This window comes from Sphingobium sp. 15-1 (assembly GCF_013375535.1).
In the GTDB taxonomy this organism is placed as follows: Bacteria; Pseudomonadota; Alphaproteobacteria; order Sphingomonadales; family Sphingomonadaceae; genus Sphingobium; species Sphingobium aromaticivastans.
Genome location: NZ_JABXJG010000001.1, coordinates 2,038,063 through 2,063,808 on the forward strand (window position 1 = coordinate 2,038,063; position 25,746 = coordinate 2,063,808).

The 25,746-nt window shown below is 65.8% G+C and carries 27 protein-coding genes and 1 pseudogene; 13 read left to right on the top strand and 15 right to left on the bottom strand.

All coding sequences use genetic code 11. From position 1 onward, the window contains the following. Window positions 1-4: 4 nt before the first annotated feature. The 3 genes from HUK72_RS09570 to mscL all read right to left on the bottom strand — a co-directional run bounded on the left by HUK72_RS09570 (window position 5) and on the right by mscL (window position 3,363). Complete coding sequence (locus tag HUK72_RS09570; protein ID WP_176596585.1) at window positions 5-2,383, bottom strand: chemotaxis protein CheA; 2,379 nt, start codon at window positions 2,381-2,383, stop codon at window positions 5-7. A gap of 140 nt (window positions 2,384-2,523) precedes the next feature. Further along, a complete protein-coding gene (locus HUK72_RS09575; RefSeq protein ID WP_176596586.1) occupies window positions 2,524-2,799 on the bottom strand; it encodes a hypothetical protein in 276 nt (91 codons plus the stop codon). 135 nt (window positions 2,800-2,934) lie between these two features. Beyond that, window positions 2,935-3,363, bottom strand: a complete 429-nt coding sequence (gene mscL, locus HUK72_RS09580; protein WP_176596587.1) for a large conductance mechanosensitive channel protein MscL — start codon at window positions 3,361-3,363, stop codon at window positions 2,935-2,937. 101 nt (window positions 3,364-3,464) lie between these two features. Here mscL and HUK72_RS09585 point away from each other — a divergent pair, with 101 nt between their 5' ends. The 4 genes from HUK72_RS09585 to HUK72_RS09600 are packed head-to-tail and all read left to right on the top strand — an operon-like array spanning window position 3,465 to window position 6,070. Continuing rightward, entirely contained in the window at window positions 3,465-4,067 is a 603-nt protein-coding gene (locus tag HUK72_RS09585; protein ID WP_066554927.1) for a LemA family protein, read from the top strand. 7 nt (window positions 4,068-4,074) lie between these two features. Next, window positions 4,075-4,854 carry a YgcG family protein gene (locus tag HUK72_RS09590; RefSeq protein WP_176596588.1) on the top strand — a complete coding sequence of 260 codons (780 nt, stop codon included), beginning with the start codon at window positions 4,075-4,077 and terminating at the stop codon, window positions 4,852-4,854. Beyond that, window positions 4,854-5,531, top strand: coding sequence for a TPM domain-containing protein (locus tag HUK72_RS09595; RefSeq protein ID WP_176596589.1), 678 nt, complete (start codon window positions 4,854-4,856; stop codon window positions 5,529-5,531). Before HUK72_RS09590 ends, HUK72_RS09595 begins: the two co-directional genes overlap by 1 nt. Next, window positions 5,528-6,070: an NUDIX hydrolase gene (locus HUK72_RS09600; protein WP_176596590.1), complete on the top strand. Its 543-nt coding sequence runs from the start codon at window positions 5,528-5,530 to the stop codon at window positions 6,068-6,070. The genes HUK72_RS09595 and HUK72_RS09600 overlap by 4 nt, the downstream gene beginning before the upstream one ends. A gap of 312 nt (window positions 6,071-6,382) precedes the next feature. Here the strand turns inward: HUK72_RS09600 and HUK72_RS09605 are convergent, their stop codons facing one another. Further along, entirely contained in the window at window positions 6,383-6,838 is a 456-nt protein-coding gene (locus HUK72_RS09605) for a DUF6456 domain-containing protein (RefSeq protein WP_176596591.1), read from the bottom strand. Between the two features lie 99 nt (window positions 6,839-6,937). Between HUK72_RS09605 and HUK72_RS09610 the strand changes: the two genes are divergently transcribed. Next, the gene (locus HUK72_RS09610; protein WP_176596592.1) at window positions 6,938-7,501 is read left to right on the top strand and encodes a helix-turn-helix domain-containing protein; all 564 of its coding nucleotides are present in this window, start codon (window positions 6,938-6,940) and stop codon (window positions 7,499-7,501) included. A gap of 70 nt (window positions 7,502-7,571) precedes the next feature. After that, window positions 7,572-8,747: a glycosyltransferase gene (locus HUK72_RS09615; protein WP_176596593.1), complete on the top strand. Its 1,176-nt coding sequence runs from the start codon at window positions 7,572-7,574 to the stop codon at window positions 8,745-8,747. Between the two features lie 101 nt (window positions 8,748-8,848). Here the strand turns inward: HUK72_RS09615 and HUK72_RS09620 are convergent, their stop codons facing one another. Further along, window positions 8,849-10,498, bottom strand: coding sequence for a molybdopterin-dependent oxidoreductase (locus tag HUK72_RS09620; RefSeq protein WP_176596594.1), 1,650 nt, complete (start codon window positions 10,496-10,498; stop codon window positions 8,849-8,851). A 105-nt stretch (window positions 10,499-10,603) separates the two neighbouring features. On the opposite strand from HUK72_RS09620, the gene modA reads away from it, so the two are divergent. Then, window positions 10,604-11,377, top strand: a complete 774-nt coding sequence (modA, locus tag HUK72_RS09625) for a molybdate ABC transporter substrate-binding protein (RefSeq protein ID WP_176596595.1) — start codon at window positions 10,604-10,606, stop codon at window positions 11,375-11,377. 373 nt (window positions 11,378-11,750) lie between these two features. Here the strand turns inward: modA and HUK72_RS09630 are convergent, their stop codons facing one another. Then, window positions 11,751-12,497 carry an HAD-IIB family hydrolase gene (locus HUK72_RS09630; protein WP_176596596.1) on the bottom strand — a complete coding sequence of 249 codons (747 nt, stop codon included), beginning with the start codon at window positions 12,495-12,497 and terminating at the stop codon, window positions 11,751-11,753. A 302-nt stretch (window positions 12,498-12,799) separates the two neighbouring features. On the opposite strand from HUK72_RS09630, the gene modB reads away from it, so the two are divergent. Together modB and HUK72_RS09640 are read left to right on the top strand one after the other, a co-directional pair. Continuing rightward, a complete protein-coding gene (gene modB / locus HUK72_RS09635) occupies window positions 12,800-13,498 on the top strand; it encodes a molybdate ABC transporter permease subunit (protein WP_176596597.1) in 699 nt (232 codons plus the stop codon). After that, a complete protein-coding gene (locus tag HUK72_RS09640; RefSeq protein WP_176596598.1) occupies window positions 13,488-14,096 on the top strand; it encodes an ATP-binding cassette domain-containing protein in 609 nt (202 codons plus the stop codon). The genes modB and HUK72_RS09640 overlap by 11 nt, the downstream gene beginning before the upstream one ends. Here HUK72_RS09640 and HUK72_RS09645 read toward each other — a convergent pair. From HUK72_RS09645 to thiS, 8 genes and pseudogenes are all read right to left on the bottom strand, one after another. Continuing rightward, on the bottom strand, window positions 14,083-14,937 hold the full coding sequence (locus tag HUK72_RS09645) for an aminoglycoside phosphotransferase family protein (RefSeq protein ID WP_255325655.1): 855 nt from the start codon (window positions 14,935-14,937) through the stop codon (window positions 14,083-14,085). The genes HUK72_RS09640 and HUK72_RS09645 overlap by 14 nt on opposite strands. A gap of 1 nt (window position 14,938) precedes the next feature. Further along, window positions 14,939-16,222 (bottom strand): capsule biosynthesis protein, encoded by a 1,284-nt coding sequence (locus HUK72_RS09650; protein ID WP_176596600.1) that lies wholly within the window; start codon window positions 16,220-16,222, stop codon window positions 14,939-14,941. Continuing rightward, on the bottom strand, window positions 16,215-17,849 hold the full coding sequence (locus HUK72_RS09655) for a beta-3-deoxy-D-manno-oct-2-ulosonic acid transferase (protein ID WP_176596601.1): 1,635 nt from the start codon (window positions 17,847-17,849) through the stop codon (window positions 16,215-16,217). The genes HUK72_RS09650 and HUK72_RS09655 overlap by 8 nt, the downstream gene beginning before the upstream one ends. Window positions 17,850-17,948: 99 nt before the next feature. Next, window positions 17,949-19,247, bottom strand: coding sequence for a glycosyltransferase family 1 protein (locus HUK72_RS09660; RefSeq protein ID WP_176596602.1), 1,299 nt, complete (start codon window positions 19,245-19,247; stop codon window positions 17,949-17,951). A 30-nt stretch (window positions 19,248-19,277) separates the two neighbouring features. Next, complete coding sequence (locus HUK72_RS09665) at window positions 19,278-19,718, bottom strand: HIT family protein (protein ID WP_176596603.1); 441 nt, start codon at window positions 19,716-19,718, stop codon at window positions 19,278-19,280. Window positions 19,719-19,727: 9 nt separating this feature from the next. Beyond that, window positions 19,728-20,361, bottom strand: a pseudogene (locus tag HUK72_RS09670) (CoA transferase subunit B). Beyond that, a complete protein-coding gene (locus tag HUK72_RS09675) occupies window positions 20,361-21,071 on the bottom strand; it encodes a CoA transferase subunit A (protein WP_176596604.1) in 711 nt (236 codons plus the stop codon). Before HUK72_RS09675 ends, HUK72_RS09670 begins: the two are co-directional and overlap by 1 nt. 187 nt (window positions 21,072-21,258) lie before the next feature. Then, window positions 21,259-22,260 (bottom strand): sulfur carrier protein ThiS, encoded by a 1,002-nt coding sequence (thiS, locus tag HUK72_RS09680; protein WP_176596605.1) that lies wholly within the window; start codon window positions 22,258-22,260, stop codon window positions 21,259-21,261. A gap of 111 nt (window positions 22,261-22,371) precedes the next feature. Between thiS and aroQ the strand changes: the two genes are divergently transcribed. From aroQ to arsC, 4 genes are all read left to right on the top strand, one after another. Next, a complete protein-coding gene (gene aroQ, locus HUK72_RS09685) occupies window positions 22,372-22,812 on the top strand; it encodes a type II 3-dehydroquinate dehydratase (protein ID WP_066555288.1) in 441 nt (146 codons plus the stop codon). 83 nt (window positions 22,813-22,895) lie between these two features. Further along, window positions 22,896-23,375, top strand: a complete 480-nt coding sequence (accB, locus tag HUK72_RS09690; protein ID WP_176596606.1) for an acetyl-CoA carboxylase biotin carboxyl carrier protein — start codon at window positions 22,896-22,898, stop codon at window positions 23,373-23,375. A gap of 14 nt (window positions 23,376-23,389) precedes the next feature. Then, window positions 23,390-24,742 (top strand): acetyl-CoA carboxylase biotin carboxylase subunit, encoded by a 1,353-nt coding sequence (accC, locus tag HUK72_RS09695; protein WP_176596607.1) that lies wholly within the window; start codon window positions 23,390-23,392, stop codon window positions 24,740-24,742. Continuing rightward, complete coding sequence (gene arsC / locus HUK72_RS09700) at window positions 24,739-25,083, top strand: arsenate reductase (glutaredoxin) (protein ID WP_176596608.1); 345 nt, start codon at window positions 24,739-24,741, stop codon at window positions 25,081-25,083. Before accC ends, arsC begins: the two co-directional genes overlap by 4 nt. Before the next feature lie 134 nt (window positions 25,084-25,217). On the opposite strand, the gene HUK72_RS09705 is transcribed toward arsC, so the two are convergent. Next, entirely contained in the window at window positions 25,218-25,475 is a 258-nt protein-coding gene (locus HUK72_RS09705) for a hypothetical protein (RefSeq protein ID WP_176596609.1), read from the bottom strand. Window positions 25,476-25,746 lie beyond the last annotated feature (271 nt).

A 25,746-nucleotide genomic window follows, 5' to 3' on the forward strand; every position in this document is an offset into this window, starting at 1 on the left:
CTCCTTACCGCCGCGATCCGGAGACGGCCGCCATCAGCGCGTCCTGGTCATAGCGGTAGATGCTCTCGTCCTGCGGGCCGTTGGGTCGGGGGGTGGCGCGCAGATGGACCACGCGGCAGCCTAGCAATTCGCTGGCCTGCGCTGCCTCCGCTCCGGTGAACAGCACCACATCCTGCGGGTCGACCGCCGCGTCGGCGGGCAGGCCCATCACCACCTCATGCCCCGCCTGGCGCAGCAGCGGCGCCAATATCTCCCGCGTCCAGCCATCCTCGCTGTCGGCCAGCAGGCAGCGGCCGCCATGGCGTTCGGCCATCGCCTCCTCCGGCAAGGCGGCGAACAGGGCGAAGGGATTGATCACCTCCAGATGCTCACCGTCGATCACCACGACCCCGCTCAGCAGGCCGTGCATCGCGACCATGTCCGGCACGGCGGGCATGTCCACGATGTCCAACACCGCCGCGACCGGATAGCAGGCTTCCCGCGTGCCGTCGCGCAGCCGCAGGGCGGCGACCTTCTCACCCGCGAAATCATGATGGCGGTTGGCGACCGGCACCAGTCGCCCGTCCAGCCGCACGAAGCCGCGCCCGCCCGACCGGCCGAACAATTTCGCGTCAATATCCTCGACCCGCTCGATCAGCGACAGCTTGAGCAGCCGCCGCTCGCCCGAATATTCCTCGAACCGCAAGGCGGGCACCATCTCGACGCCGCCCTGCGCCTCCTGCGTCTCTTCGGCCCGGCGCGCCGCCTGATCGTCGATGATGTTGGGCAGGCGCGCCGCATTGGCGAGACCCGCCGCATCCAGCAGCAGCATCGGCTTGCCATTGTCCGGCAGGGTCATGCCGGCATAGACCCCCGTCGCCATCACCAGCGGGGAGGCGGGACGGATCACCAGTTCCTCATGATTTTCCACCGCCGACACGCCCATGGCGAAGGGCACGCCGCTGGCCGAACGCACGACCATGATCGCGCGCGGGCCGGACTGCGCGACCCGTTCCATGCCCAGCACATCCTCCAGATCGATCATCGAATGGCGGATGGATCGGATCGTCGCGATCTTGGCCCCGCCGACTTCCGCGATCTGCAACGTCTCGTTGTTGTCGTGCAGTATCTCCACCACGGCGGCGCGGGGAATCGCGAAATGCAGCCCCCCGGCCCGCACAATCAGCCCCGGAATGATAGTCAGCGTCAGCGGCACGCGCAGCATGATCGTCAGGCCGCTGCCCGGCCGGTTGTCGAGCGCGATGATGCCGCCGATCCGCTCCACATTGGCGCGGACCACGTCCATGCCGACGCCGCGCCCGGAAATCGCCGTCACCTCGCTCGCGGTTGAAAGGCCGGGATGAAAGATCAGGTCCAGCTTCTCGGCCTCGCTCATGCGCGCCGCCGATTCCCGCGTCAGGCGCCCCGCCGCGACCGCCTTGTCGACCAGCCGGCCGGTGTCGATGCCCTGCCCGTCGTCGGAAATCTCGATCACGATCTGGTTGCCCGACTGGCGCGCCTCCAGCTTCAGCCGCCCGGCTTCGGGCTTGCCCAGCGCGCGGCGCTTGTCCGGCGTCTCTATGCCATGGTCGATACTGTTGCGGACGATATGGGTCAGCGGATCGACCACCATCTCCACCATTTCGCGGTCCATCTCGACATCGCCGCCCTCCAGCGTCAGGTCGATGCGCTTGCCCAGATCCCGGCCCAGGTCGCGGACCATGCGGGGGATGGCGGTGAACAGGCGGTCGACCCGCTGCATCCGCGTCTTGGAAATGGCGTCGCGCATGTCCGCGACACAGGTCGAAAGCCGTTCGAAGGCGCTTTCCAGTTCCGGATCGCCCGACCGCTCGCGCAGCTTGCGCGACAGCTCGTTGCGGGCCAGCACCATGTCGGACACGCCGTTCATCAACTGATCGATCAGCGACAATGGCAAGCGGATGGTGCGCGGCGCCGCCTGCCCGCCGGATGCCCGCGCCACCGCGACCGACGCCGACGGAACCTCGTCCTCCTGGGGGCTTTCCTCAGGCGCCGCCTCTTTCTCGGTCAGGGCGGCGATCAGATAATCGTCATTCTCATGCGGCAGCGCGGCGCCGATCGCCACCGCTTCGGCCAGTTCAGCGATGCGGTCCATGATGCCCAGCACGGCGCTGACGGTGGCGGGATCGGCAAGGCGCTTGCCGGCGCGGATTTCGGCCAGCACATCCTCGGCCGCATGGCTCAGCCGTTCGAAACGCGGCAGGTTCAGGAAACCGCAGCTTCCCTTCACGGTATGGAAAAAGCGGAAAATGGCGTCCAGCCGGTCGCGGTCCGTGGGATCGGCTTCCCAGGCGACGACTTCTCCGGCCAACGCTTCCAGCGTTTCCTGCGTTTCGGATATGAATTCCTGGAGTAACTCGTCCATTCCCGCGCCTCATGGATAGCGGGCGGACCATGGCCGGACCGTGGTTAAATCCCCGTTAAAGACAGGAAAATCTCACAAAAAGGGGCGCCGCGACCTTTTGTCGCGGCGCCCATTGCAGCTTGGAAACAGCCTTGCAGGCGTCAGCGCTTCTCAGTCTTCTCGACCGCATCAGCCGCCTTTTCGCCGGCCTCGCGGGTGGCGTCGGCCTTGTTCTCCAGCGCGTCGGCGGCGTTTTCAGCGGCATTTTCGGCATTGCCGCTCAGATTATCGGCCATCGCTTCCATATTGTCGGCCTGGTTGTCGATGGCGTCCGCCTGATTCTCATACGCGTTCTCGACCTTGTTCTCCTGCTTGGAATCGCACGCGGCAAGCGCGATCAGGCTGGCAAGGCCAAGGACTGATACGAAGGTTTTCACGGCGTTTTCTCCTGTTGCGCCCCCATGGGCTGACGTCATGCGGCAAGGGGACCGGATGCCCGGAACCCTGACGCCCATCAACTGGTCGCGCGAAGGATGGTTCCCGCCGCACGCTCCTTTCGTCGCGGAAACGACTTATTTTTTCAGGTTGTCGCGGATTTCGCGGAGCAGAAGCACCTCTTCCGACGGTCCGGCGGGCGCGTCCTCGGGCTTGGGCATCAGCCTGTTCACCGCCTTCACCAGCAGGAAGATGATGAAGGCCAGGATGAGGAAATTGACGAACACGGTCAGAAATTCGCCCCAGCCGAGCATGGCGACGCCCGCCCCTTTCAGGTCCGCATAGCTTTCCGGATTGCCCTTGAATCCGGCGGGAATATCGCCCAGCCGAATGAAGTAGCGCGAAAAATCCGTACCGCCGAAAACATAGCCGACGACCGGCATGATCAGGTCATCGGTCAGCGATTTGGTGATGGTGGCGAAGGCGCCGCCGATGATCACGCCGACGGCCAGGTCGATGACATTGCCGCGAGCGATGAACGTCTTGAATTCGGAAATCAGCCCCATGGTGAACCCCTTGTCCTGATTGCGATAATGACAGCATGGGCCGTTGCGAAGACTTCCACAACCGCCTATTTCCGTCAGCGAAACAAGCTTGAGGATGTTCCATGACGATCCTGCGCCAACTCCGCCTGTTCCTCCTGCCGCTGTTGGGCGCCTTTGCGCTCACCGCCTGCGGCATCAACAGCGTCCCCGCCGCCGAGGAGGTCGCCAAGGCCAAATGGGCCGACGTGCAGGCGCAATATCAGCGCCGTTCCAATCTGGTCGGCAATCTCGTCGCCACGGTAAAGGCGGCGGGCAAGCAGGAACAGGACACGCTGGTCAAGGTGACGGAGGCTCGCGCCAAGGCAACCTCCGTGCAGGTCAGCGCCGAGGATTTGTCCGATCCCGCCAAGGTGCAGCAGTTCCAACAGGCGCAGGCGCAGCTTTCACAAGGTCTGGGCCGTCTGCTCGCTTCGGTCGAAGCCTATCCGGACCTCAAGACCAACCAGAATTTCCTCGACCTGCAATCGCAGCTCGAAGGGACGGAGAACCGCATCGCCGTCGCCATCCGCGACTATAATGAAGCGGTGCGCGCCTATAATACCCGCATCCGCACCTTCCCCGACGCGATCGGCGCCAAGATCATCCATGGCGCCAAGCCCATGACCCCGTTCCAGGCCACCACGCCGGGCGCGGAAGAAGCGCCGAAGGTCGATTTCGGCAACTGAGCCGGTGATGCTCCGCCGCCTGCTCCTGATCATGTCGCTGCTGCTGTTCATCCCGGCGGCGGCGGGAGCGCAGAGCTTTCCCAAACTGACCGGGCGGGTGGTGGATGACGCCGCCCTGCTCTCCCCGCAACAGGAACAGGCGCTGACCGGCAAGCTCGCGGCGCTGGAGCAGCAGAGCGGGCGACAACTGGTCGTCGCGACGCTGCCCGACCTTCAGGGCTATGACATATCCGATTATGGATATCAGCTCGGCCGGGCCTGGGGGATAGGCGACAAGGAAAAGAACAATGGCGCGCTGCTGATCGTCGCGCCCAATGAGCGCAAGGTGCGGATCGAGGTCGGCTACGGCCTGGAAGGCATCATGACCGACGCGCTGTCCTCCCAGATCATCCGCAACGACGTCACGCCCCGTTTCAAGGCGGGCGACATGCCCGGCGGGATCGATGCGGGGGTGGACGCGATCGGCAGGTTGCTCACCCTCCCGCCCGAGGAGGCGAAGGCGCTGGCGGCACAAGCGGAGGCCAAGGCGCGGGACGCGTCGGACGATGGCGGTGGTTTCATGCTGGTGTTCTGGCTGTTCGTGGTCGCGATCATCGTCCTGTCCATGTTCTCCAGCCGGGGCAAAGGCCGCCGCTATCGCGGTGGGTCCGGCCCGATCATCCTCTGGGGACCAGGCGATTCCGGCTGGGGCAGCGGCGGTGGATCAAGTTGGGGCGGCGGAGACGGCGGCGGCTTTTCGGGCGGCGGCGGCAGCTTCGGCGGCGGCGGCGCTTCGGGGGATTGGTGATGCGTCTGCATTTGAACGAAGCCGACCATGACCGCGTGACCGCCGCGGTGGCCGAAGCGGAAAAGGCGACCGACGGCGAGATCGTCACCATCGTCGCGCGCCGCTCGGATGCCTATCATGATGCCGGGCTGCACTGGGCGATCGGCGCGGTGTTCCTGGCTCTGTCCGCCGCTGCGGCTTTTCCGCAGCAGTTCCGGGCGCTTTGCTCCTGGCTGCTGCAAAGCTGGGAGCATGAGGTCGAGGACTGGAAGCTGCTGACGGTTCTGCTGGGCCTGCTGATCCTCAAATTCCTGATCGTCCGCTATGCGCTGGCCTGGATGCCGCTGCGCCTGGCGCTGACCCCGAAAGCCACCAAGGCGCGCCGCGTGCGCCGCCGCGCCATCACCCTGTTCCGCGCCGTCGCCCAGGGGCGCACGCGAGGGCGGACCGGCGTGCTCATCTACCTTTCGCTGGACGAGCATCGGGCGGAACTGGTCGCGGATGCCGCCATCAACGCAAAGGTCGCGCCCGAAATCTGGGGCGACGCCATGGCCGCGCTGATCGACGGCGTGCGGGAAGGCCGCGCCGCCGACGGCATGGCGCAAGCGGTGCATCAGGTCGGCCTGGTGCTGGCCGAGCACTTCCCGGCGACCGGCGACAATCCCAATGAACTGCCCGACAGGCTGATCGAATTATGAGTGAACAGGACATGGCCTCACCCGAGGAAATCATGTGGGAAGGCCGCTTCATCACCGCCAAGCGGCGGGGCAAATGGGAATATGTCGGCCGGGCGCGGGGCATCCACGCCGCCGTCATCCTCGCCATCGAGGACGCAGCCGATGGCCGCCATGTGCTGCTGGTCGACCAATATCGCGTGCCGCTCGGCCGCCGCTGCATCGAACTGCCGGCGGGCCTGGTGGGTGATCAGGATGAGGGCGAGGAAGCCACGCTCGCCGCCGCCCGCGAGTTGGAGGAGGAAACCGGCTATCGTCCCGGCCGGCTGGAGGCGCTGGGCGAATTCTTCAGCTCACCCGGCATGGTGTCGGAAAGCTTCAGCCTGTTCCGAGCGCATGACCTCGTGAAAACCGGCGAGGGCGGCGGCGTGGAAGGCGAGGACATACGCGTCCACCACGTTCCGCTGGATAGGATTCACACGCAGATTGCGGATTGGCGGGCGGAGGGCTTCGCGGTCGACGTGAAACTGCTGCTGCTGCTCGGCGCGGGGATTGTGGGCTGAGGCTCATCATTCGGCCGATGCCGAGATGCGGGTAAGGGTGGAGAGCAGACAAGCTGAGGCTGCCCTCTCCTCAGGGCGCGCCGTGCTCCTGCGAAGGCAGGAGCCCAGTTCGGACGGTGCGATGATCCACTAGAGCGGTTTTCGATCTGATTGAATCAGATCGCCGCTCTAAATCCTTTGTTTGCCGCGATTTCTTAACCAGCGATCGATGCCGATCACTTGGAAATCGCTCTAGGGGCAGGACTGGGCTCCTGCCTTCGCAGGAGCACGGTGCGCTCAATGGCTAAGAACGGCCAATATCCCCCTGCGGTCCTACCCCACCCGATACCACCCCGCCACCCGGTCCAGCGCCAGCGTCAGCACCAGCTTGCCTGCGCGGCTTGGCCAGCCCAGCGCCTTTTCCGCCGCGACCAGCCCCTCGCCCGCGCAAACCACACGCCACAGCACATCCGCCAGCCCCGGCCCCGCCGCACGGATCGCGCCGTCGAACCGCTCCCGCGCCGAAAGCTGCGCCAGGCCCGGCTCGGCCGCCCCCGCGCCCTTCCCCCGCGGCTGCCCCGGCGCCGCATCCCAGCGCATCGTGACTCGCGGCCCCAGCCCCGCTTTCTCCCAATCGGCGCGCAGCCTGTCCCCGGCGAGATAATGCCGCTCGCTCAAATGCCCCCGCGCATGAAGCCACGCCAGCGGCGACTCATGCAGATTGACCGCCACTTTCTGCGCTCGGCCAAAGGGGTCTGCGATGATCTGTTCGATGAATTGCGTGGCCATGGCGGGGTCTCCCAACAGGAATCGGATGCAAGGGGACTTGCCATGCCCGCCTGTTTGTAGGAAAGCATAAAAACCAAATAGGTAAAAACAGGACAAGATATGATCACCCGCATCCGGGAGGTACGCAAGGCCAAGGGACTGACGCTGGAACAGGTCGGCGCATTATGCGTGCCGCCCACCACCGCCCAGACCATCGGCCGGCTGGAAACCGGCACCCGAACCGTATCGGTCAACTGGCTGAACCGCATCGCCAAGGCGCTGGGCGTCGCATCCTCCGAACTGGTCGCCCTGCCCGGCCAGAATGTCGTGCCGGTCGCCGCGCTGCTGGGGCCGGAGGGCGCCCGCGCACCGACCCGGCCGCTCTCCCTCCCCCCGCCAGCGCCCGTCGATGCGATGGTTGGCGTGCAGGTCTCCGGCAGCATCGGGGATTACCGCAGCGGTGATGAAATCTGGTGCCGCCGCATCATGCCGGACGAATTTTCCAGCGTGCTGAACCGCGACCTGCTGCTGCCGCGCCATGCCGGGCGCTTTCTGTTCGGGCGGCTGATCGGACGCGAGGACGACCGGCTGCACATCCTTCCCCTGGGCAGCGGCACGCGCCAGCAGGTGATAAGTGACCCACCTTGGGGCGCTGTCGCGGTCCAACTGGTGAGACGGCTGTAGACAAAGGCGGTTTCATCCTTAACCCTGCCTTGACCATGACTGCCGGAAAAAGATCGTCTAGGAAGATGCGATGACGTTGAACGTCCTGATGCTGTCGACCCTGTTCCCGGACATGAGCCGCCCCAATTTCGGCGTCTTCGTCGAGCGGCAGGCGCGGGAACTGGCGAGCCGGGACGGCGTCCGGGTCACGGTGGTCGCGCCGCTGGGCATCCCGCCCTGGCCGCTGTCGGCGGCGAAGCGCTACGCCCCCTTGCGCGCCCTGCCCGCCAAGGAAAGGTGGAAGGACTTGACGGTCCACCGCCCGGTCTTCCCCATCATCCCCAAATTCGGCGGGCGCTTCAACGTCCACAGCATGACCCGCACCATCCTGCCGCTGGTCAGGCGCCTGCACGCGCAGCAGCCCTTCGACGTCATCGACGCCAGCTTCTTCTTCCCCGACGGCCCGGTGGCGCAGCGCCTGTCTCGCGCGCTCGGCATTCCCTATTCGGTGAAGGCGCGGGGCGCCGACATCCATTATTGGGGCACGCGCAAGGGCACGCGGAAAATGGTGAAGCGCGCCGCCGACGAGGCCGCCGGGCTGCTCGCCGTGTCGGACGCGATGCGCCGGTCGATGGCGCGCATGGGCATCGATGGGGACAAGATCCGCGTCCATTATACCGGCGTCGACCTCGACCGCTTCGAGATCAGCGACCGCGCAGCGGCGAAGGAAAGCCTGGGTTTCGAAGGGCCGGTGGTGCTGTGCGTCGGCGCGCTCATACCGCGCAAGGGGCAGGAATTGCTGGTGCAGGCGCTGCCGCAACTGCCCGGCGTCACGCTGCTGTTCGCCGGACAAGGACAATTTCGCCGGGCGCTGGAAAAACAGGCGGAGGAACTGGGCGTCGACCGGCGCATCGGCTTCCTGGGCTCCGTGCCGCACGACCGGCTGCCGCGCATCTATGCCGCCGCCGACGTCATGGCGCTGCCCTCCTCCTCCGAAGGCCTGGCCAATGCGTGGGTGGAGGCGCTGGCCTGCGGCACGCCGATCGTGATCAGCGATGTCGGCGGCGCGCGCGAACTGCTCGACCGGGCGGAAGCGGGGCAGATCGTCGCCCGCGAACCCGAAGCCCTGGCCGCCGCCATCAGCGACATATTGGTCAACCCGCCCGAACGGGAAGCCGTCCGCGAAGCCGCGCTGCGCTTCACCTGGGCCGCCAATGGCGACACGCTGGTGGAGCATCTCCGCGCGGTCGCCGGTCAGGAATCCTAGCGCGGCGAAGTTCGTCACTTGAACGTCATCCCGGGCTTGACCCGGGATCCCGCTTTTCTTCCGCAAGTGCGCGAGAGGAAGCGAGACCCCGAGTGCCGAAATCAACGCTCATCCCAAAAGGCGACCAACCGCCCCTTCCCGTCCGGCGTCGGAAAGCGCCCTTCATCGAACGGCACCTCGCCCCAGCGCCACGGCGTCAGCTCGTCATAGGCCGGATTGGAAATGGGCGCATGCCGCCGAAGGTTCAGCAGCCGCGCCCCCTCATTATGATAGGCGGTCAACCGCACATGCTCGCGATAGATTTCCGCCGGGCGCTCATAATGGAAGGCGTCACGCCAGCCCATCGCCTGGGCGATGCGGGTCAATATCCACCAGTCGGGCTTCGCCTCTCCGGGCAAGGGGAACAGCCACCGCTGCCGGCTGATCAGCCGGTCCGCCCCGGTCAGCGTTCCATCCTTCTCGATCCACACCGGCGAAGGCAGCGCGATCATTCGCAGCGCGTCCATCTCCGGCTCGATCCAGGGCGTGGCCAGGATGAGCAACGGCACCCGCTCCAGCAGGTCACGGACCGGATGCGAAACGGGCGGCAATCCGCCAGGCATCAGCAAGGCCTTGATATGCCCCGCCTCAATAGCCTCGGCCAGCGCAGCGCCGCTCAGCCCCGGCCCCTCCGCCAGCGCCGCCGCCCCCCAGAAGCGCCCGACCTGCGCCAAGGCTTCGGCGGAAAAATCCCGATGCGCGGCCAGTTCCCCGGCCCGGCACCCGACCTCCCGCAAGCCCATGCCGTTGGCGGCGTCCGTCACCGCGAAGGGTGCCGCGCCCGGCTTGCCGATCCGGCCGGTCGCCAGATGGAAATTGAGGACAGCGGCCGACAACCGGCGCGCCTCCTCCCCCTCGTCCGACGGGCTGAACAGCGTCACCAGCCGGGGCACAGCCGCGACCTGCTCGTAAAATCCGCGCACCTCGCCCGGCGCCAGCCCGCAGGCCCGCGCCACCGACCAGAGATCATGTCCCCGCCGCAACCCGGCCCAAAAGCCCGGCGGCACCGCCAAAGTCCGGTCCAGCAGGCCATTGTCATGACAATGCAGCAGCAGCCCGCTCAGCAGCACCGCCTCGCTGCCCGGCGCGACCGTCAGCCGCACATCGGCCTCGACCTCCTGCCCTTCGTCCCGCCGCGCTATCAGGACAAGGCGCGCGCCCTCTTCCGCCCGCGCCTCCGCGATCCGCTCATGCAGCACGGGATGGCGGCGGGCAGTCGCTTCCCCCACCAGCAGCAGCATCTCCGCCTGCGCCAGATCCTCATAGGCGGCCGGCATCACATCCTCGCCAAAGGCCGCGCGCTGCGCCGCCGCCATGCCGCCCGCCTCGCTGCATGGCGCATCGATATGGGCGGAGCCGATGAACCCCTTCATCAGCTTGTTGGCGACATAATAATCCTCGGTCAGCAATCCGCCCGGCACATGCATCGCCACGCTCCCGGGGCCATGGCGGGCGATGACCGCGGACAGACGGCGCGCCGCCTGGTCGATGGCGCGGTCCCATGCGACCGCCCGGCCATCCACCATCGGCCGCAGCAACCGGCCGTCCAGCGCCAGCAAGTCCCTCAACGCCTCACTGCGGGTACAGAGCAGGCCGCTATTGGCGGGATGCACCGGATCGCCCTCGAACCGGGCGTCGCGCCCCTCGCCGGTCACGGCGCGGATGCCGCATCCCACGCCGCATTGGCCGCAAAGCGAGCGAACGACCGCCACGATGCGATCAGCCCAGGACCGGCGGGGTCGGACGACATGTCATGACCATCGCTTAACCGATGGCGGAGCAAGACAAAAGGGCGCGCAACTGGCAGAAGCAAAGCCATGTCGAAACTGATTCTCCGCGCCGCCGCCTTCGCTGCTATATTCCTTCATATATTGCTCGCCCCCGCCATGGCGCAGCAGCGCGGCCCGCTGGTGCTCGCCGCCGCCAGCATGCAGGAGGCGATGAACGCCGCCGCCGACGCCTGGGCGGCGCAGCGCCATGCCCGGCCGGTCCTGTCCTTCGCCGCCTCCTCCGCCCTTGCCCGCCAGATCAGGAGCGGCGCGCCCGCCGACCTGTTCGTGTCGGCCGATGAGGACTGGATGGACGATGTCGAAAAGGCAGGCCTGCTCCAGCGCGGCACAAGGGCCGACATGGCGGGCAACCGGCTGGTGCTGGTCGCCCCGGCGCGGGCGCCGCTGCGGCTCCGCATCGCGCGCGGCATGCCGATCGCCAAGGCGCTGGGCGATTCCCGGCTCGCCATGGCCAATCCCGACAGCGTGCCCGCGGGCAAATATGGCAAGGCGGCGCTCAGCGCGCTGGGCGTCTGGCCCAGCGTCGCAGGCCGGCTGGCGCTGGGCGACAATGTCCGCTCGGCCCTGACCCTGGTGGAGCGCAGCGAGGCGCGGCTCGGCATCGTCTATGCGACGGACGCCCGCGCATCGAAGGATGTGGTCGTGGCGGGCATTTTCCCAGCGGGCATCCATGCGCCGATCCGCTACCCCATCGCCCGCCTGAGCGCGAGCCGGAACCCGGATGCGGAGGGTTTCCGCCATTTCCTGCTGTCGCGACCCGGACAGAATATCCTGGCCCGCTACGGCTTCAGCCGCCCTTGACCCTCCTCTCCCCTCCCGCAGGCGGGAGGGGCCGGGGGTGGGCATGCCGCGCCAGCGGCAATTCGAACGGATGGCGCAGAAGCGCGCTCCGCTCACCCCATCCCCAGGCTGTATCGGCATTCAATAAACAACGTCATGCTGAACTTGTTTCAGCATCCATTTCTCCCCAAGAGCCGCAGGTGCGTAGAGGCACAATGGATGCTGAGCCGAAGGCCAACGCAGTTAAACAAGTTCAGCATGACGAATGAGGCAGGGGCAGCTTATGTCCCCTATTGGCCGTTTCCCGACATTCCGAATTTGTCCACTCGGCCTAACCCTTCAAACAAGGCGCATGACTCATCTCAACGCCCACGAAAGGGAAATGCGTCATGCTTTATTTCTGACAGGCCACGATGGCATCGATCACCGCCAACGTCTCCTGCGGATCGCGCACCCGCACCGTATCCAGCCCCAATTGCTTCGCCGGATAGTCATTCCCGCCGGGGAAGATCGCGTCCCCGATGAACATCATCGCATCCAGCGCGATCCCGCTCGCGTCGCGCAGCTTCTTGAGGCCATAGGCCTTGTCCACCCCCTCTCGCGTGATGTCGATGGAAGTCGCCCCGCCCATATTGATCGACAGCCCCGGCAAGCGGCCCCGCAAATCCGCCTGGATCACCTTGCGCTTGGCGAAATCCGGGTCCCACAGCTCCTTGGCGTGGATCGGCGCCTGCTGCCCGAGCGCGGAAAAGGTGATCTGGCTCCCGCGATCCTCGATCCGTTCGCCCCACACCTGCTCCGGCACGAAGCCCGTCGCCTCCAGCGAGGCATCGAACGCCGCGAAGATCGCCTGCTTCTGCCCCGCATCGAACAGTTCGGCATAGACCGGCGTCCAACCGCCCGCGCCATAAGTATAAAGCTTCGTCCCCGTCGTCGGCATCAGCCACAGGCGCGAGCGGTCCGCCCGCTCCGGCAAGCGGCTCGCCACCTGCTTGTCGAATTGCGGCCAGTCGCCGCCGGAGATCACCGCGACATGCGCGACCTCCAGCAGCCGGGCCAACGCATCCCCCATCGCCTCGCCCAGCGGCTGCTTGCTCTCCGCAAGGGTTCCATCAAGGTCGAAGGCGATCAGGGATTTCATGCGGGAGGCTCCGGACGCGACAGGCAGCGGCTTTGCCCCGCGAACCAGCGCGATGCAATAGCGATGGGAGTGTGAGCATTCAGTTCAGGGTGCGGTGAAAATGGTGGATTTCGAGAACCTCGAAACGAGGCACGTGACTCGTTTCGACGCAGCGTACTCAAAGTATGTGAGCACCGGAAGCGCAGAAATTGAAGCGAGGCACGTGACTCGCTTCAACCATTTGCAGCCCGCCCTGGGCTGAAGCCCCGCACTCCCACGACGAATGCTGGCATTTTCCCCCATCCTGTTAGAAAGAGGGCGGCATGATCCTCTCCCCCGAAGAATGGAGCATCGTCGCGCTGTCGCTCCGGGTCAGCCTGGTCGCGGTCGGGCTGATGCTGCCGGTCGCCTTCGCGCTCGCCTGGCTGCTCGCCCGGTCGCGCTTTCCCGGCAAGCTGCTCGTCGACGCGCTCGTCCATCTGCCGCTGGTGGTGCCGCCGGTCGTGACCGGATGGCTGCTGCTGCTGCTGTTCGGCGCGAACGGCCCTCTGGGCAAGCTGTTCGAACAGGTGCTGGGCGTCAGCTTCATGTTCCGCTGGACCGGCGCGGCGCTTGCCTCCGCGATCATGGCGATGCCGCTGATGGTGCGCGCCATGCGCCTGTCGATCGAGGGCATAGACCGGCGGCTGGAGCAGGCCGCCCAGACACTGGGCGCGAAACGCCGCCGCGTCTTCCTCACCATCTCCCTGCCCCTCGCATTGCCCGGCATATTGGCGGGACTGGTGCTCGGCTTCGCCCGTTCCATCGGGGAATTCGGCGCGACCATCACCTTCGTGTCCGACGTCCCCGGCGAAACCCGCACCCTGCCCATCGCCATCTATTCCGCCCTGCAAATGCCCGGCGCGGAGACAGCGGTGACGCGGCTCGCCATCATCTCGATCCTGCTGTCGCTGGGCGCGCTGGTCGCTTCGGAAGCGCTCGCCCGCCGGGCCGGCGGCGGAAGGACCAACCATGTCCTTTGACCTGGAGATCGACCACCGCATCGGGGAACGCCATATCGCGCTGCGAGCGCATGCGGGCGCGGGCCTGATCGCCCTGTTCGGCCCGTCCGGCGCGGGCAAGACCAGCATCCTCAACATGGTCGCGGGCATCGTCACGCCCGACCAGGGCCGGATCGCGGTCGCGGGCGAAACATTGTTCGACAGCAGCGCCGCGATCAACGTCCCCGCCGCCCAGCGCCGCGCAGGCTATGTCTTTCAGGACGGACGCCTCTTCCCCCATATGCGGGTGCGGGCGAACCTGCTGTACGGACGGCATGGCGATGCCCCCTTGCCCTTCGACGCCGTGCTCGATTTCCTGGGCATCGGCCATTTGCTCGACCGATGGCCCGCCACGCTCTCCGGCGGCGAAGCGCAACGCGTCGCCATCGGCCGGGCGCTGCTCTCCGGCCCCCGATTCCTGCTGCTGGACGAACCGCTTTCCTCGCTCGATCCGGCCCGGCGGGAGGAGATATTGACCGTCATCGAACGGATGAAGCGCGATCTCGCCATGCCGATGCTCTACGTCAGCCACGACCGGGCGGAGGTCGAACGGCTGGCCGATCACGTCATCCCGCTATAAGCGGCAGGCCCACCGCCGCCAGCGCGCCGTTGAGATAGGCCAGGAAGGCCTTCCGCCGCACCGGCGCCCGCGCCCGCAGCCAGGCCAGCGCCACCACCGCCCGCCATTCCGCCACCTGCGCGAAATGCCCCGGCGCGATCCGGCGGTAATGATCCGCATAGCAGCGCGCCGCCCAGTCCCGCGCCCGGTTGGTCAGCCAGTCCTGCGGCCCCTCGCCAAAGCGCATCAGCATTTCCGTGCGCAATATGTCCGGCGTGACCGGCCCCCGCGCCGCCTTCGACCAGTCGATCGCGACCGGTCCGTCCCGCGCCATCAGGATATTCTTCACATGGAAATCGCCATGCAGCAGCCGGTCGCCATCGGGTAGCCCGTCGAGCAGCCGAAGCGCCGCCCGCTGCAAGTCCGCCTCGGCAGGCCCATAGAGTATGTCCGTCCGCAACACCGCCCGCAGCGACCGCAGCTCCGGCGCTCCGCAATCGTGAATCCGCCGATGGAACGCCGCCATCTCCCGCAGCATCGCCCCGCTGCGCAGCGGCCGCAGGCGCAGTTGCCGCATCATCGTCGGCCCCTCGACCTCCGGATAGAGGATCCCCCGCCCCGCCCTCAGCCGCAATTGCCCGACCGGCCGGGCGACGGCGACGCCGCAGTCCGCCGCCAGCGTCGCGGCGGCATATTCGCGCTCGATCATCTCCTCCGACACGGCGGCGTGGAAAATCTTGACGACATGGCGCTCCCCGACGCGGCACACCCGCGCGCTGGCGCCCGACGCCAGGGTCGCCAGATTGTCCTCCACTATCTCCGAAAGCGTCGGCGGCATCCCCGCCATGCTAACGAACGCCATTCTAACGAACAGCGGTGCGGGCGCTGTTCAGATCATGCACCACGGCCGCTCGCCGGGCGGGCGTCCGCGCAGGCGGCCTGCGGGTCAGCCGCTCCACCGCATTCTCGACCAACAGGCGCAACCCTTCCTCGCTCAGCAACCCGCCCCGGATCAGGCAGCGATCGATCAACACCCGGCGGAAGGCCGAATAAAGCGCCATGTCCGGCGCACCCGGCGCGGACCAGAATTCGTCCAGCGACCGTTTATGCACCACGCCCGGCACCTTGTAGACCGCATGGCCCAGCACGACGACCGGCTTCCCGGCATTCAGCGCCAGCGTGCCCACGGTGCTGTTGACCGTGACCACGCCCAGCGAATGGCCGACCACCTCGGCAATGTCCCAGTCCGCCAGATAATATACCCGGTCGCCCACGCCATAATGCGCCGCCAGCCGCCGCGTCAGCCGCCCCCAAGCGACCAGCCCGGGATCGAGCGGATGCCGCTTCACCACCAAAGCGGTATTGGCCGGGGCGTGCGCGGCAAAGCTCTTGATCACGAAGCGCAACGCCGCCCGCATCGTGCCGAAGGGCGAATGGACGCGGATCTGATAATCGGAATCCAGTTGCAGCGGCAAAGTGAAATAGGGCCGGTCCTTGACCTTCGCCCATTCCTCCCGCGACCTGCGCCGCTCGGTCTGGCGCAGGTTCAGCTTCTTGAACCAGCCCACCGTCTCCCAGAGGAAGCTGTTGGGCCGGTGCGTCCGGTAGAAGGGAAAGGCAGGCCGCATCAGCGCCGACGCCATGCCGTTGCGCCCGGTGTTGAAGGCGCGCTGGCGGAAGGTGGAGGGGATTTGCGGCTCCAGGCCATTCTCCTCCGGCGGCAGGGTCTTCGCCTGCTCCAGAAACCATTCGGGGTCGAGCGGCAGGGTCGAATTGCCGTTCACCCCATCTTCCTGCAAGGTCAGGAAATCGGGGCGGATATAGCCCTCCTCCACCACATGGACGCGCAGGTTGCGCAGCCGCGCCATCTTGTGCGCGGAATCATGATAGGGTCGGCAATCGCCATAGAGGATCAGGTCGGTCACGCCATGGCTGACGATATGATCGTCGAAGAAAAGCGGCCAGTTGCGGAAGGTGCCGCGATAGTCGGTCGCGCCCTCGCCCGGCCAGTCGACCTTGTCGCCGCCATTGATGTTGATGCGCAGCGCCCGGTGCCCCCGCGCCCGCAGCGCATCGGCCAGCATCGCGAAATAGGGGCCATGCGGTCCCTGAAGGAAGAGGAAGGTCTTGGCGGACACGTCAACCATGGAAATACTCGGCGGACAAGGTCATAAATCTCTGCAACTTCCCCTGTAAAGTGCGCAGGCGGATTAACCATGACGCCCGAGACGGCGCCCCGCTTGCCAAACGCTCCACCATGATTTCAGGTCCGCAAGGCAGGCGGGTGACCGGGTCCAGATACCGTGGATAGAGAATCAAGGCGCCCGCGACAAGCTGATCCAGGGTGAGCCGACGACCGCGCCGTCCATTGGGCGCGGCGAGATCCCGGGTCAGCCCCCAGCCCGCATAGAAAGGCATGCCGTGGACCGTGACGGGCCGGTCGCGCATCAGCGCCTCGAACCCGGTCAGGGAGGAGAGCACATGCACCTCATCCACCGCCTGCACCAGCGCCATCAGCGGCGATCCGGTGTCGATGGCGTCGGCCAGGGCGAGCACCGTGGCGTCGCTCAGATGGCCCTTGCGCAGCCCCGCCTGCACATCGGGATGGGGGCGATAAACGATGAAGGCATCCGGCTCGGCGGCGCGCACCCGCTGCAACAGGTCCAGATTGCCCGTCACGCCCGCGCCGCCATATTCGACCGACAGATCATCCTCGACCTGCCCCACGGCCAATACCGTCCGGCGCCCCTGGGGCAGATCGATCATCCGCCCCATATCCTTGCCATATTTGGTGACGCCTGAAGCCCGGATCATGGCCCGCAGGCGCGCCGCCCGCTGCTCCAGCGCCGGGGTAAAGCCCTGGGTCGCCAGCAGCTTTTCCATGTCGCTTGGGAAGCGCGCATCATAATAGATGCCCGACCGGTCGATCACCACAGACCCCGGCGGATGCAGCGCCGCCCCCAATCCCTTCGACCGGAGGAAGCCGTCCTCGACCTTGGCGACGGTCACGCCCCGCCGCCGCGCTTCATCCATCGCGGCGGACGGCACCCGCGAGGGCCAGACCGCCAGCGCGCCGCCTTGCCTGACCGCCCGCCGCAGTCCCCTGTCCGGCGACAGGAAGGGCGGCGAGCGAACCCCATCCCACAGAAAATAACGGATCGCCTCCCGCTTCCAGAAGGCCATGCCGCAGGCCACCGCTATGCCGTGATTGCCGTCCAGATGCCGTCGCCAGTCGGCAAGCTGCGCCACGGCATGCAGGGCATCGACCGGCTCGCCGCTGAAACAGTCGCGATAGCGGGCCGACGCCACCGCCGACCGGGCCGCCTCCCGCAACACCTCCGCCGCGACCGGACGCGAATCCACCCCATAGACCGGCACGCCCAGCAAGCCCGCAATGATCGCCAGTTCGTCATCCGCCCCCGCATGCACGGACCGCGCACCGGCAACCGCCGCCCAAAGGTCGACAGGCGACGGCAGCTCACGACCCGCAATGCCATTCCTTGGCCGACCACCCCCAACAATGCCGATTTCCTGCGCGGAAAGCCCTTCCAGCGCTTCCGGCGGTACGGCTATCCCGGCCCGCGCCACCAGCCTGATCCCTTCCGGCCTGTGGCCCCAGAAAGCGCCGCCCACCCGCGCCTCGGCCATGGCCTCCAGCACAGCGTCGGCCACGACGACGGGCGCGTCCCCGGCCTGGCGCGGATGGCTGATCGCGGCCGTCGCCGCCTTGATGCCCGGAAAGGGGGGAGAGCGCAGAAAAGCTGGCGCGTTCACGAAAAAAGCCGTCCCCTGCCCCGTCCAGTCCCCGAGCGATGCTTTCCGCCGCCAAAAAAACCCGTCACATCAGCTTCTTGCGCGCCCAATGGGAGGACGTCAAGCAAAGGCCGAAGCCGTCATTTCATGCAGCATATCGGCCACAATATCGAAATAGGCATCCCATGTCGGCGCCCGCCAACCTGCGATCCGCGCCAGTTGCGCCGCTCGCTCCGGCGAATCCGGTCTGCTATAAGCCTCGATGGCCCTCAGCCAGCCCAGACCGTCCAGCGGATCGAGATAATCCGGCGCCTCCCCGCCGACCTCCCGATGCGCGACGATGTCGCTGCAGATCACGGGCACGCCCGCCGACAGGGTCTCGATCACCGGCATGCCATAGCCTTCCTCGAAGGAGGGCATCAGCATCGCCCGCGCCCCCGCGACCAGCGCGTTCATTGCATTGTCGGGCACGCTGCCCGCCTCTATCACATGGCCGCGCAGGATTTCGGCGCGCTCCAGCATGTCGACGACATTCTCATTCTCCCAGCCGCGCCGTCCGATCAGCACCAGCACCGGCGCCTGATCGCCCAGCCTTTCCACCAGCCGCCGCCAGATGTTCAGCAGCAACAGATGGTTCTTTCGCGGCTCGATGGTCGAAATATAGACGAAATAGGGCCGCTCCGGCACCTCATGGCCGCCCTCCACCACCATGTCCGGCGCATCGGCCCCGAAATGCGCCACCCGGATCACCCGCCCGTCCAGCCCGCGCTTGAGATGCGGCGCCAGCGCATCGATGGTCGCCTGGCTGTTGCCGATAATCCCGTCGGCATAGCGGTCGATCGTCCGCACCCGCTTCAAATGCTCCTCCGCGCCCTGAGGCCGGGCGAATTCGGGATGGGTGAGCGGGATCACGTCATGCACCAAAGTCACGAAGCGCGCGCCCTCCGCCCGCAGGATCGCGCCGACCTGATCGGCGTCGTCCAGATGATGCGGCGACACCTGCAAATAGATGCGCGGCCCCTCCGCCACCGGCACCGGGCGGGGCCGCAAGGCGATCAGATGGCGGATCACCGCCGCCTTGCTCTCCTTTTCATCCACCGGCCCCTTGTTGCGCCAGCGCGCCGCCGTGAACGCCAGGAACTGGCGCACCGCCGCATCCTTCAGCCGTCCATAATAGCCGCCCGCCGGATGCACGGCGGCAAAGGCGAGCCGTTCCGGCATCCGCTCCAGCAATTCGCGGGCATAGGTGAACTCGACCCGGTCGATCCCGGTCGGCGCGGCATGGAAACTGCGCGAGAGCAACCGCGAAATGTCGAGGATCACCTCGGCAGGCCGTTCGCCACCGGCAAAGCGCCGGCTCTCCCGCTTGGAACGCAGCGCCAGCCGCGCACCGGGAGCCTTGAAGGGCTTGAGCGCCATGTCAGAGCGCTTTCATCGGGATTGGCCGCATCAGAACTGGGCGCGAATCTCTTCGGCCAGCGCCTGCAAGGCCGCAGGGTCAGCGAAATCGCCCTGCGCATGGGCGACGAAGTTGCGCGGCTGCCCCTCCCAGCGCGGCACGATATGGACATGCAGGTGGAACACCGTCTGCCCGGCGGGGGCGCCGTTGAACTGCGCGACGTGGATGCCGTCGGGGTCCAGCGCCTTGCGGGTGGCGATGGCGACCTTCTTCACCGTCGCCATCACCTGCGCCAGCGCCTCATCCTCGACCTCCAATATGTTGCGCGCCTTCGACCATTTGGAAATGACCAGGCTGTGCCCCTTGGACTGCGGCTGGATGTCCAGGAAAGCGTAGCTATGCTCATCCTCATAGAGCTTGGTCGAAGGGATTTTTCCCTGAAGGATCAGGGCAAAGACATTGCCCTCGTCATAGGTGCCGTCGAGGCTCATCGCGCTTCCTTAAGCCAGATAATGCGCACTGGTCTTAGCGGCGACTTCCTCCGCCGTCACGCCCGGAGCGAGCTCGACGAGGCGGAACGGGCTGTCATGGTCCGACCGCTGGAACACGCAAAGGTCGGTGACGATCATGTCGACCACATTCTTGCCGGTCAGAGGCAGGGTGCAGGCGGGGATGAACTTGGGGCTGCCGTCCTTGGACGTATGCTCCATGACGACGATGATCTTCTTGACGCCCGCGACCAGATCCATCGCGCCGCCCATGCCCTTGATCATCTTGCCGGGGATCATCCAGTTGGCGATGTCGCCATTTTCCGCCACTTCCATCGCGCCCAGCACGGTCAGGTCGATATGCCCGCCCCGGATCATCGCGAAGCTGTCGGCGCTGGAAATAGACCGACTGCGGCAATTCGCTGATCGTCTGCTTGCCCGCGTTGATCAGGTCCGGGTCTTCCTCCCCCTCGAACGGGAAAGGCCCGATGCCCAGCATGCCATTCTCCGACTGGAGCGTCACTTCCACGCCCGCCGGTATATGGTTCGCCACCAGCGTCGGAATGCCGATGCCCAGGTTCACATAGAAACCGTCCTGCAATTCCTTCGCCGCACGCGCGGCCATCTCATCTCTGGTCCAGGCCATTATGCAGCCTCCCTCTGGCGAACGGTGCGGAATTCGATCTTCTTCTCATAGGGGCTGCCTATGATCATGCGCTTGACGTAAATGCCCGGCAGATGGATCGCATCGGGATCGAGGCTGCCGGTCGGCACCACCTCCTCGACTTCCGCGATGCAGACCTTCGCCGCCGTCGCCATGGGCTGGTTGAAGTTGCGCGCCGTCTTGCGGAAGATCAGATTGCCGCTCTCATCGGCCTTCCAGCCCTTGATGATGGCGACGTCCGCGAAGATGCCCCGCTCCAATATATAATCCTGCCCGTCGAAATTCTTGACTTCCTTGCCCTCGGCCACGGCCGTTCCGACGCCGGTCTTGGTGTAGAAGCCCGGAATGCCCGCGCCGCCCGCCCGGCAGCGCTCCGCCAGCGTGCCCTGGGGGCAGAACTCCACCTCCAGCTCGCCCGCCAGATATTGCCGCTCGAACTCTTTATTCTCCCCGACATAGGAGGAGATCATCTTCTTCACCTGCCGCGTGCGCAGCAGCTTGCCCAGCCCCTCGCCGTCGATCCCGGCATTGTTGGAGGCGATGGTCAGATCCTTGACGCCCGAATCCCGGATCGCGTCGATCAGCCGCTCGGGAATCCCGCACAGCCCAAAACCGCCCGCGCACAGATGCATCCCGTCGAAGAGAAGCCCCTCCAACGCGCTCGCAGCATCAGGGTAGAGCTTGTTCACCATCGCAATCCTCCTGTCCGGGAATCCGCCCAAGGAAATAGGAGCAACCCGGCAAAGGGTCAATTTGCTGCGACAGCGAAAAACACGCTCCCGTGCTCCTGCGCAGGCAGGAGCCTAGTCCCGCCCTCGCGTGAACAGGCAACTTCCGAACTGGGCTCCTGCCTGCGCAGGAGCACGTCGGATCGGGAAATCAGATCAGCCCGGCGAGCGGACTCGACGGATCGGCATACATGCGCTTGCCCATCCGCCCGGCGCGATAGGCCATGCGGCCCGCCTCAACCCCCGCCTTCATCGCGGCGGCCATCAGTACCGGGTCCTTCGCCTCGGCGATCGCCGTGTTCATGAGAACCCCGGTGCAACCCAGCTCCATCGCCTCAGCCGCTTCCGAAGCCGTCCCCACGCCCGCATCGACCAGCACCGGCAGCTTGGTGCCCTCGACGATCAACCGGATCGTCACGCGATTCTGAATGCCCAGCCCCGACCCGATCGGCGCGCCCAGCGGCATGATCGCCACCGCGCCCGCATCCTCCAGCCGCTTCGCCGCGATCGGATCGTCGACGCAATAGACCATCGGCTTGAAACCTTCCTTGGCCAGAACCTCGGTCGCCCGCAGCGTCTCCACCATGTCGGGATAGAGCGTCCGCGCCTCGCCCAGCACCTCCAGCTTGATCAGCTCCCAGCCACCCGCTTCCCGCGCCAAGCGCAGCGTGCGGATCGCCTCCTCACCCGTAAAGCACCCCGCCGTATTCGGCAGATAGGTGATCTTCTTCGGATCGATGAAATCCGTCAGCATCGGCGCCTTGGGGTCCGACACATTGACCCGCCGCACCGCCACGGTGACGATCTCCGCCCCCGAAGCCGCGACCGCCGCCGCATTCTGCTCGAAATTCTTGTACTTGCCCGTGCCGACGATCAGCCGCGAGCGGAAGGTCTGCCCCGCGACGGTCCAGCTATCTTCGTCCACCGCCGACACGTCGCCACCACCAACAAAGTGCACGATCTCCAGCTCGTCGCCATCCTCGACGCACACCTGCGCCAGCGTCGAGCGCGGCACCACCTCCAGATTGCGCTCCACCGCGACCTTTTCCGGCACGAAGCCCAGCTCGCTCGCCAGCTCCGCCAGCGTCAGCCCGGCGCGCACGCGGCGATGCTCGCCGTTGATATGGATGGAGACGGTTCCGTCGACGCTCAATGCTCTGTCCTGTCAAACAAGGTGTCTCGACTTGGCGCGACACGAAGGGCTAAAGATCAGCGCGCATATAGGGGCGGCATGGCCCCGCAAGCAACATAAAGGGGGACCGTCATGGCCGAAACGCGCAAAATCTATGTCCTGAACGGCCCCAACCTCAACATGCTGGGCACGCGGGAGCCGGAAATCTACGGCTATGACACGCTGGACGACATTGCCGAACGCATGGAAGACGCCGCCGGCCGCGCCCATGTGGAGATCGATTTCCGCCAGTCCAACCATGAGGGCCACCTCATCGACTGGCTTCAGGAAGCCCATGCGGAGGGCGCCCACGCCGTCCTCCTCAACCCCGGCGGCCTCACCCACACGTCGATCGCGCTGCACGATGCGATCAAGGGCATCACGGTCCCGGTGATCGAAATCCACCTCTCCAACCCCCATGCGCGCGAGCCTTTCCGCCACAAAAGCTATGTCGGCATGGCGGCGAAGGGCACCATCGCGGGCTTCGGCGCCATGTCCTACATGCTGGCGCTCGAAGCCGCTCTCGAACTGTAACTCGACGCACATAAGTTGCGCTCCGGCGCAAATGCGCATAGGCGCGACCGTCAGAAACGAAATTCACCGTCCAGGGACTGAAAATGAACGACAAGGCTGAAAAGGGCGCGATGCAGGTGGACGTACAACTGGTGCGCGATCTCGCCGCGCTGCTCGACGACACCAACCTGACGGAAATCGAGGTGGAGGACGGCGACCGCAAGATCCGCGTCGCCCGTAAGGTCAGCAACGGCAATGGCGCGCCCGCCTATATCGCCGCGCCTGCTCCGGCGGCCGTCGCGCCGGTCGCCGCTGCCGCTCCGGCCGCCGCCCCGGCCGAAGCGGTCGCCACCAACGCCATCCGTTCGCCCATCGTCGGCACCGCCTATCTGTCGGCCGAGCCGGGCGCCGCGCCCTTCGCCTCGGTCGGTTCGACCGTAAAGGCAGGCGACACCGTACTGATCGTGGAGGCGATGAAGGTCATGAACGCCATCACCGCGCCCAACGCCGGCACGGTCAAGGCCGTGCTGGTCGATAACGGCCAGCCGGTCGAATATGACCAGCCGCTGATCGTCATCGAATAAGGGCCGCTTCACATATGGCCATCGAAAAGCTGCTGATCGCGAACCGGGGCGAAATTGCGCTCCGCATCCACCGCGCCTGCCATGAAATGGGCATCAAGACGGTGGCGGTCCACTCGACCGCCGACGCCGACGCCATGCATGTGCGCCTTGCCGACGAAGCGATCTGCATCGGGCCGCCCGCGGCGAAGGACAGCTATCTCAACATCGCCGCGATCATCTCCGCCGCCGAAATCTCCGGCGCGGACGCGATCCATCCCGGCTATGGCTTCCTGTCGGAAAACGCGCAGTTCGCGGAAATCGTGGAGGCGCATAACCTCGCCTTCGTCGGCCCGAAGCCCGAACATATCCGCATCATGGGCGACAAGGTGGAAGCCAAGCGCACCGCAGGCGCGCTCGGCCTGCCGCTGGTCCCCGGCTCCGACGGCGCGCTCACCAGCGTCGAGGAAGCGAAGGAAGTGGCCGCGAAGATCGGCTATCCGGTACTGATCAAGGCCGCATCGGGCGGCGGCGGTCGCGGCATGAAGGTCGTGCCCTCCGAAGACCTGCTCGAAACGTCGATGAAGCAGGCTGGCAGCGAAGCCAAGGCCGCCTTCGGTGACGACACCGTCTATATGGAAAAATATCTGGGCAATCCCCGGCATATCGAATTCCAGGTCTTCGGTGACGGCAAGGGCAACGCCATCCATCTGGGCGAGCGCGACTGCTCGCTCCAGCGCCGCCACCAGAAGGTGCTGGAGGAAGCCCCCTCCCCCGTCCTTTCCGCCGCCGAACGCGACCGAATGGGCGAAGTGGTGCGCAAGGCGATGGCCGACATGGGCTATCGCGGCGCGGGCACGATCGAATTCCTGTGGGAAGACGGCGAATTCTACTTCATCGAGATGAACACCCGCCTGCAGGTGGAGCATCCGGTAACGGAGATGATCACCGGCCTCGACCTGGTCCGCGAACAGATCCGCATCGCGGAAGGCAAGCCGCTCTCAGTGGCCCAGGAAGACCTGCGCTTCACCGGCCATGCCATCGAATGCCGCATCAACGCCGAAGACCCCCGGACTTTCGCGCCCTCGCCGGGCACCGTCACCAGCTATCATGTGCCGGGCGGGATGCATGTCCGCGTCGATAGCGGGCTGTACCAGGGCTATAAAGTGCCGCCCTATTATGACAGCATGATCGGCAAGCTGATCGTCTACGGCCGCACCCGCGAAGGCTGCATCATGCGCCTGAAGCGCGCTCTGGAGGAATATGTGATCGAGGGCATGAAGACCACGATCCCGCTCCACCAGAAGCTGCTGACCGACCCGGATTTCCTCAACGGCGACTATACGATCAAATGGCTGGAAGAGTGGCTGGCGAAGGACGAAGCCCAGTGAAAGCGATCATCTGGCACAACCCCCGCTGCTCCAAGTCGCGGCAGGCGCTGGCGATCCTCGAAGCCACGCCGGGGGTCGAGGTGGAGGTCGTCGAATATCTCAAGACCCCGCCCAGCCGCACCGAAATCGAAGCGGTGCTGGCCAAGGCGGGCGTCCGCTCCTCCGAAGCCGTCCGCAAGGGCGAGGCGGTGGTGAAAGAAATCGGCCTCGACCTGACGGACAACAAGGCGGTGCTCGACGCCATGGCGCAACACCCGATCCTGATCGAACGCGCCATCGTGATTACGGACAAAGGCGCCGTCATCGCCCGCCCTCCGGAACGCGTGAGCGAGGTCCTTTAAGACCCGCCCCCTACGCCGTCACCCCAGCAGAAGCTGGGGTCTCAGGCCATGTCGCGCATCGCCTCCCTAAATGCCTGCTTTCGCTGGCATGACGGAAAAGAGGTGGTTAGCGGACGGGCAGCTAAACCGATCAATCATGCTCTTGGCTTGTGCATCATCCTGCCAACCGTAGTGCCCACAAACGCAAATCCGAAAATAAACGGCAGACCAACTACCGTGGCAATGAGGCCGCCGTCATTGTTGCGCTCGATGAAAATCAAGATCGCTAAGGAGAGCAGGGATAGAAACGTGCCAATGAATACGGCCTTCCAAACTCTTCCCCATTCCGCTGACACGATCAAGGAAGCAAATAGGGGAAGCAGTGTCCCGGCAAGGATCATCAAAGCATGCATGAAAGGCTCCGTTGAGCGCCTTATCACGTTGATGGATTAAATGACCTTTAAATTCGCTCCTGAGGGCTACCGTAAGCTCATAGGCCGATAGCCAGATGTCCTTTATTGGTCGCTTCCAGTCTATCCTTAGTCCATCCGGCCTTGAGCCTGGATGACTGGTTAACGGTCATGCGTGACTCAACCGCCACAGCCCGTTCCCAAAAACATCCTATTTCTCCACCAGAGAGCGATTTTATCCTGTCCTATTCCGCTCCAACCGACCTATCCCGTT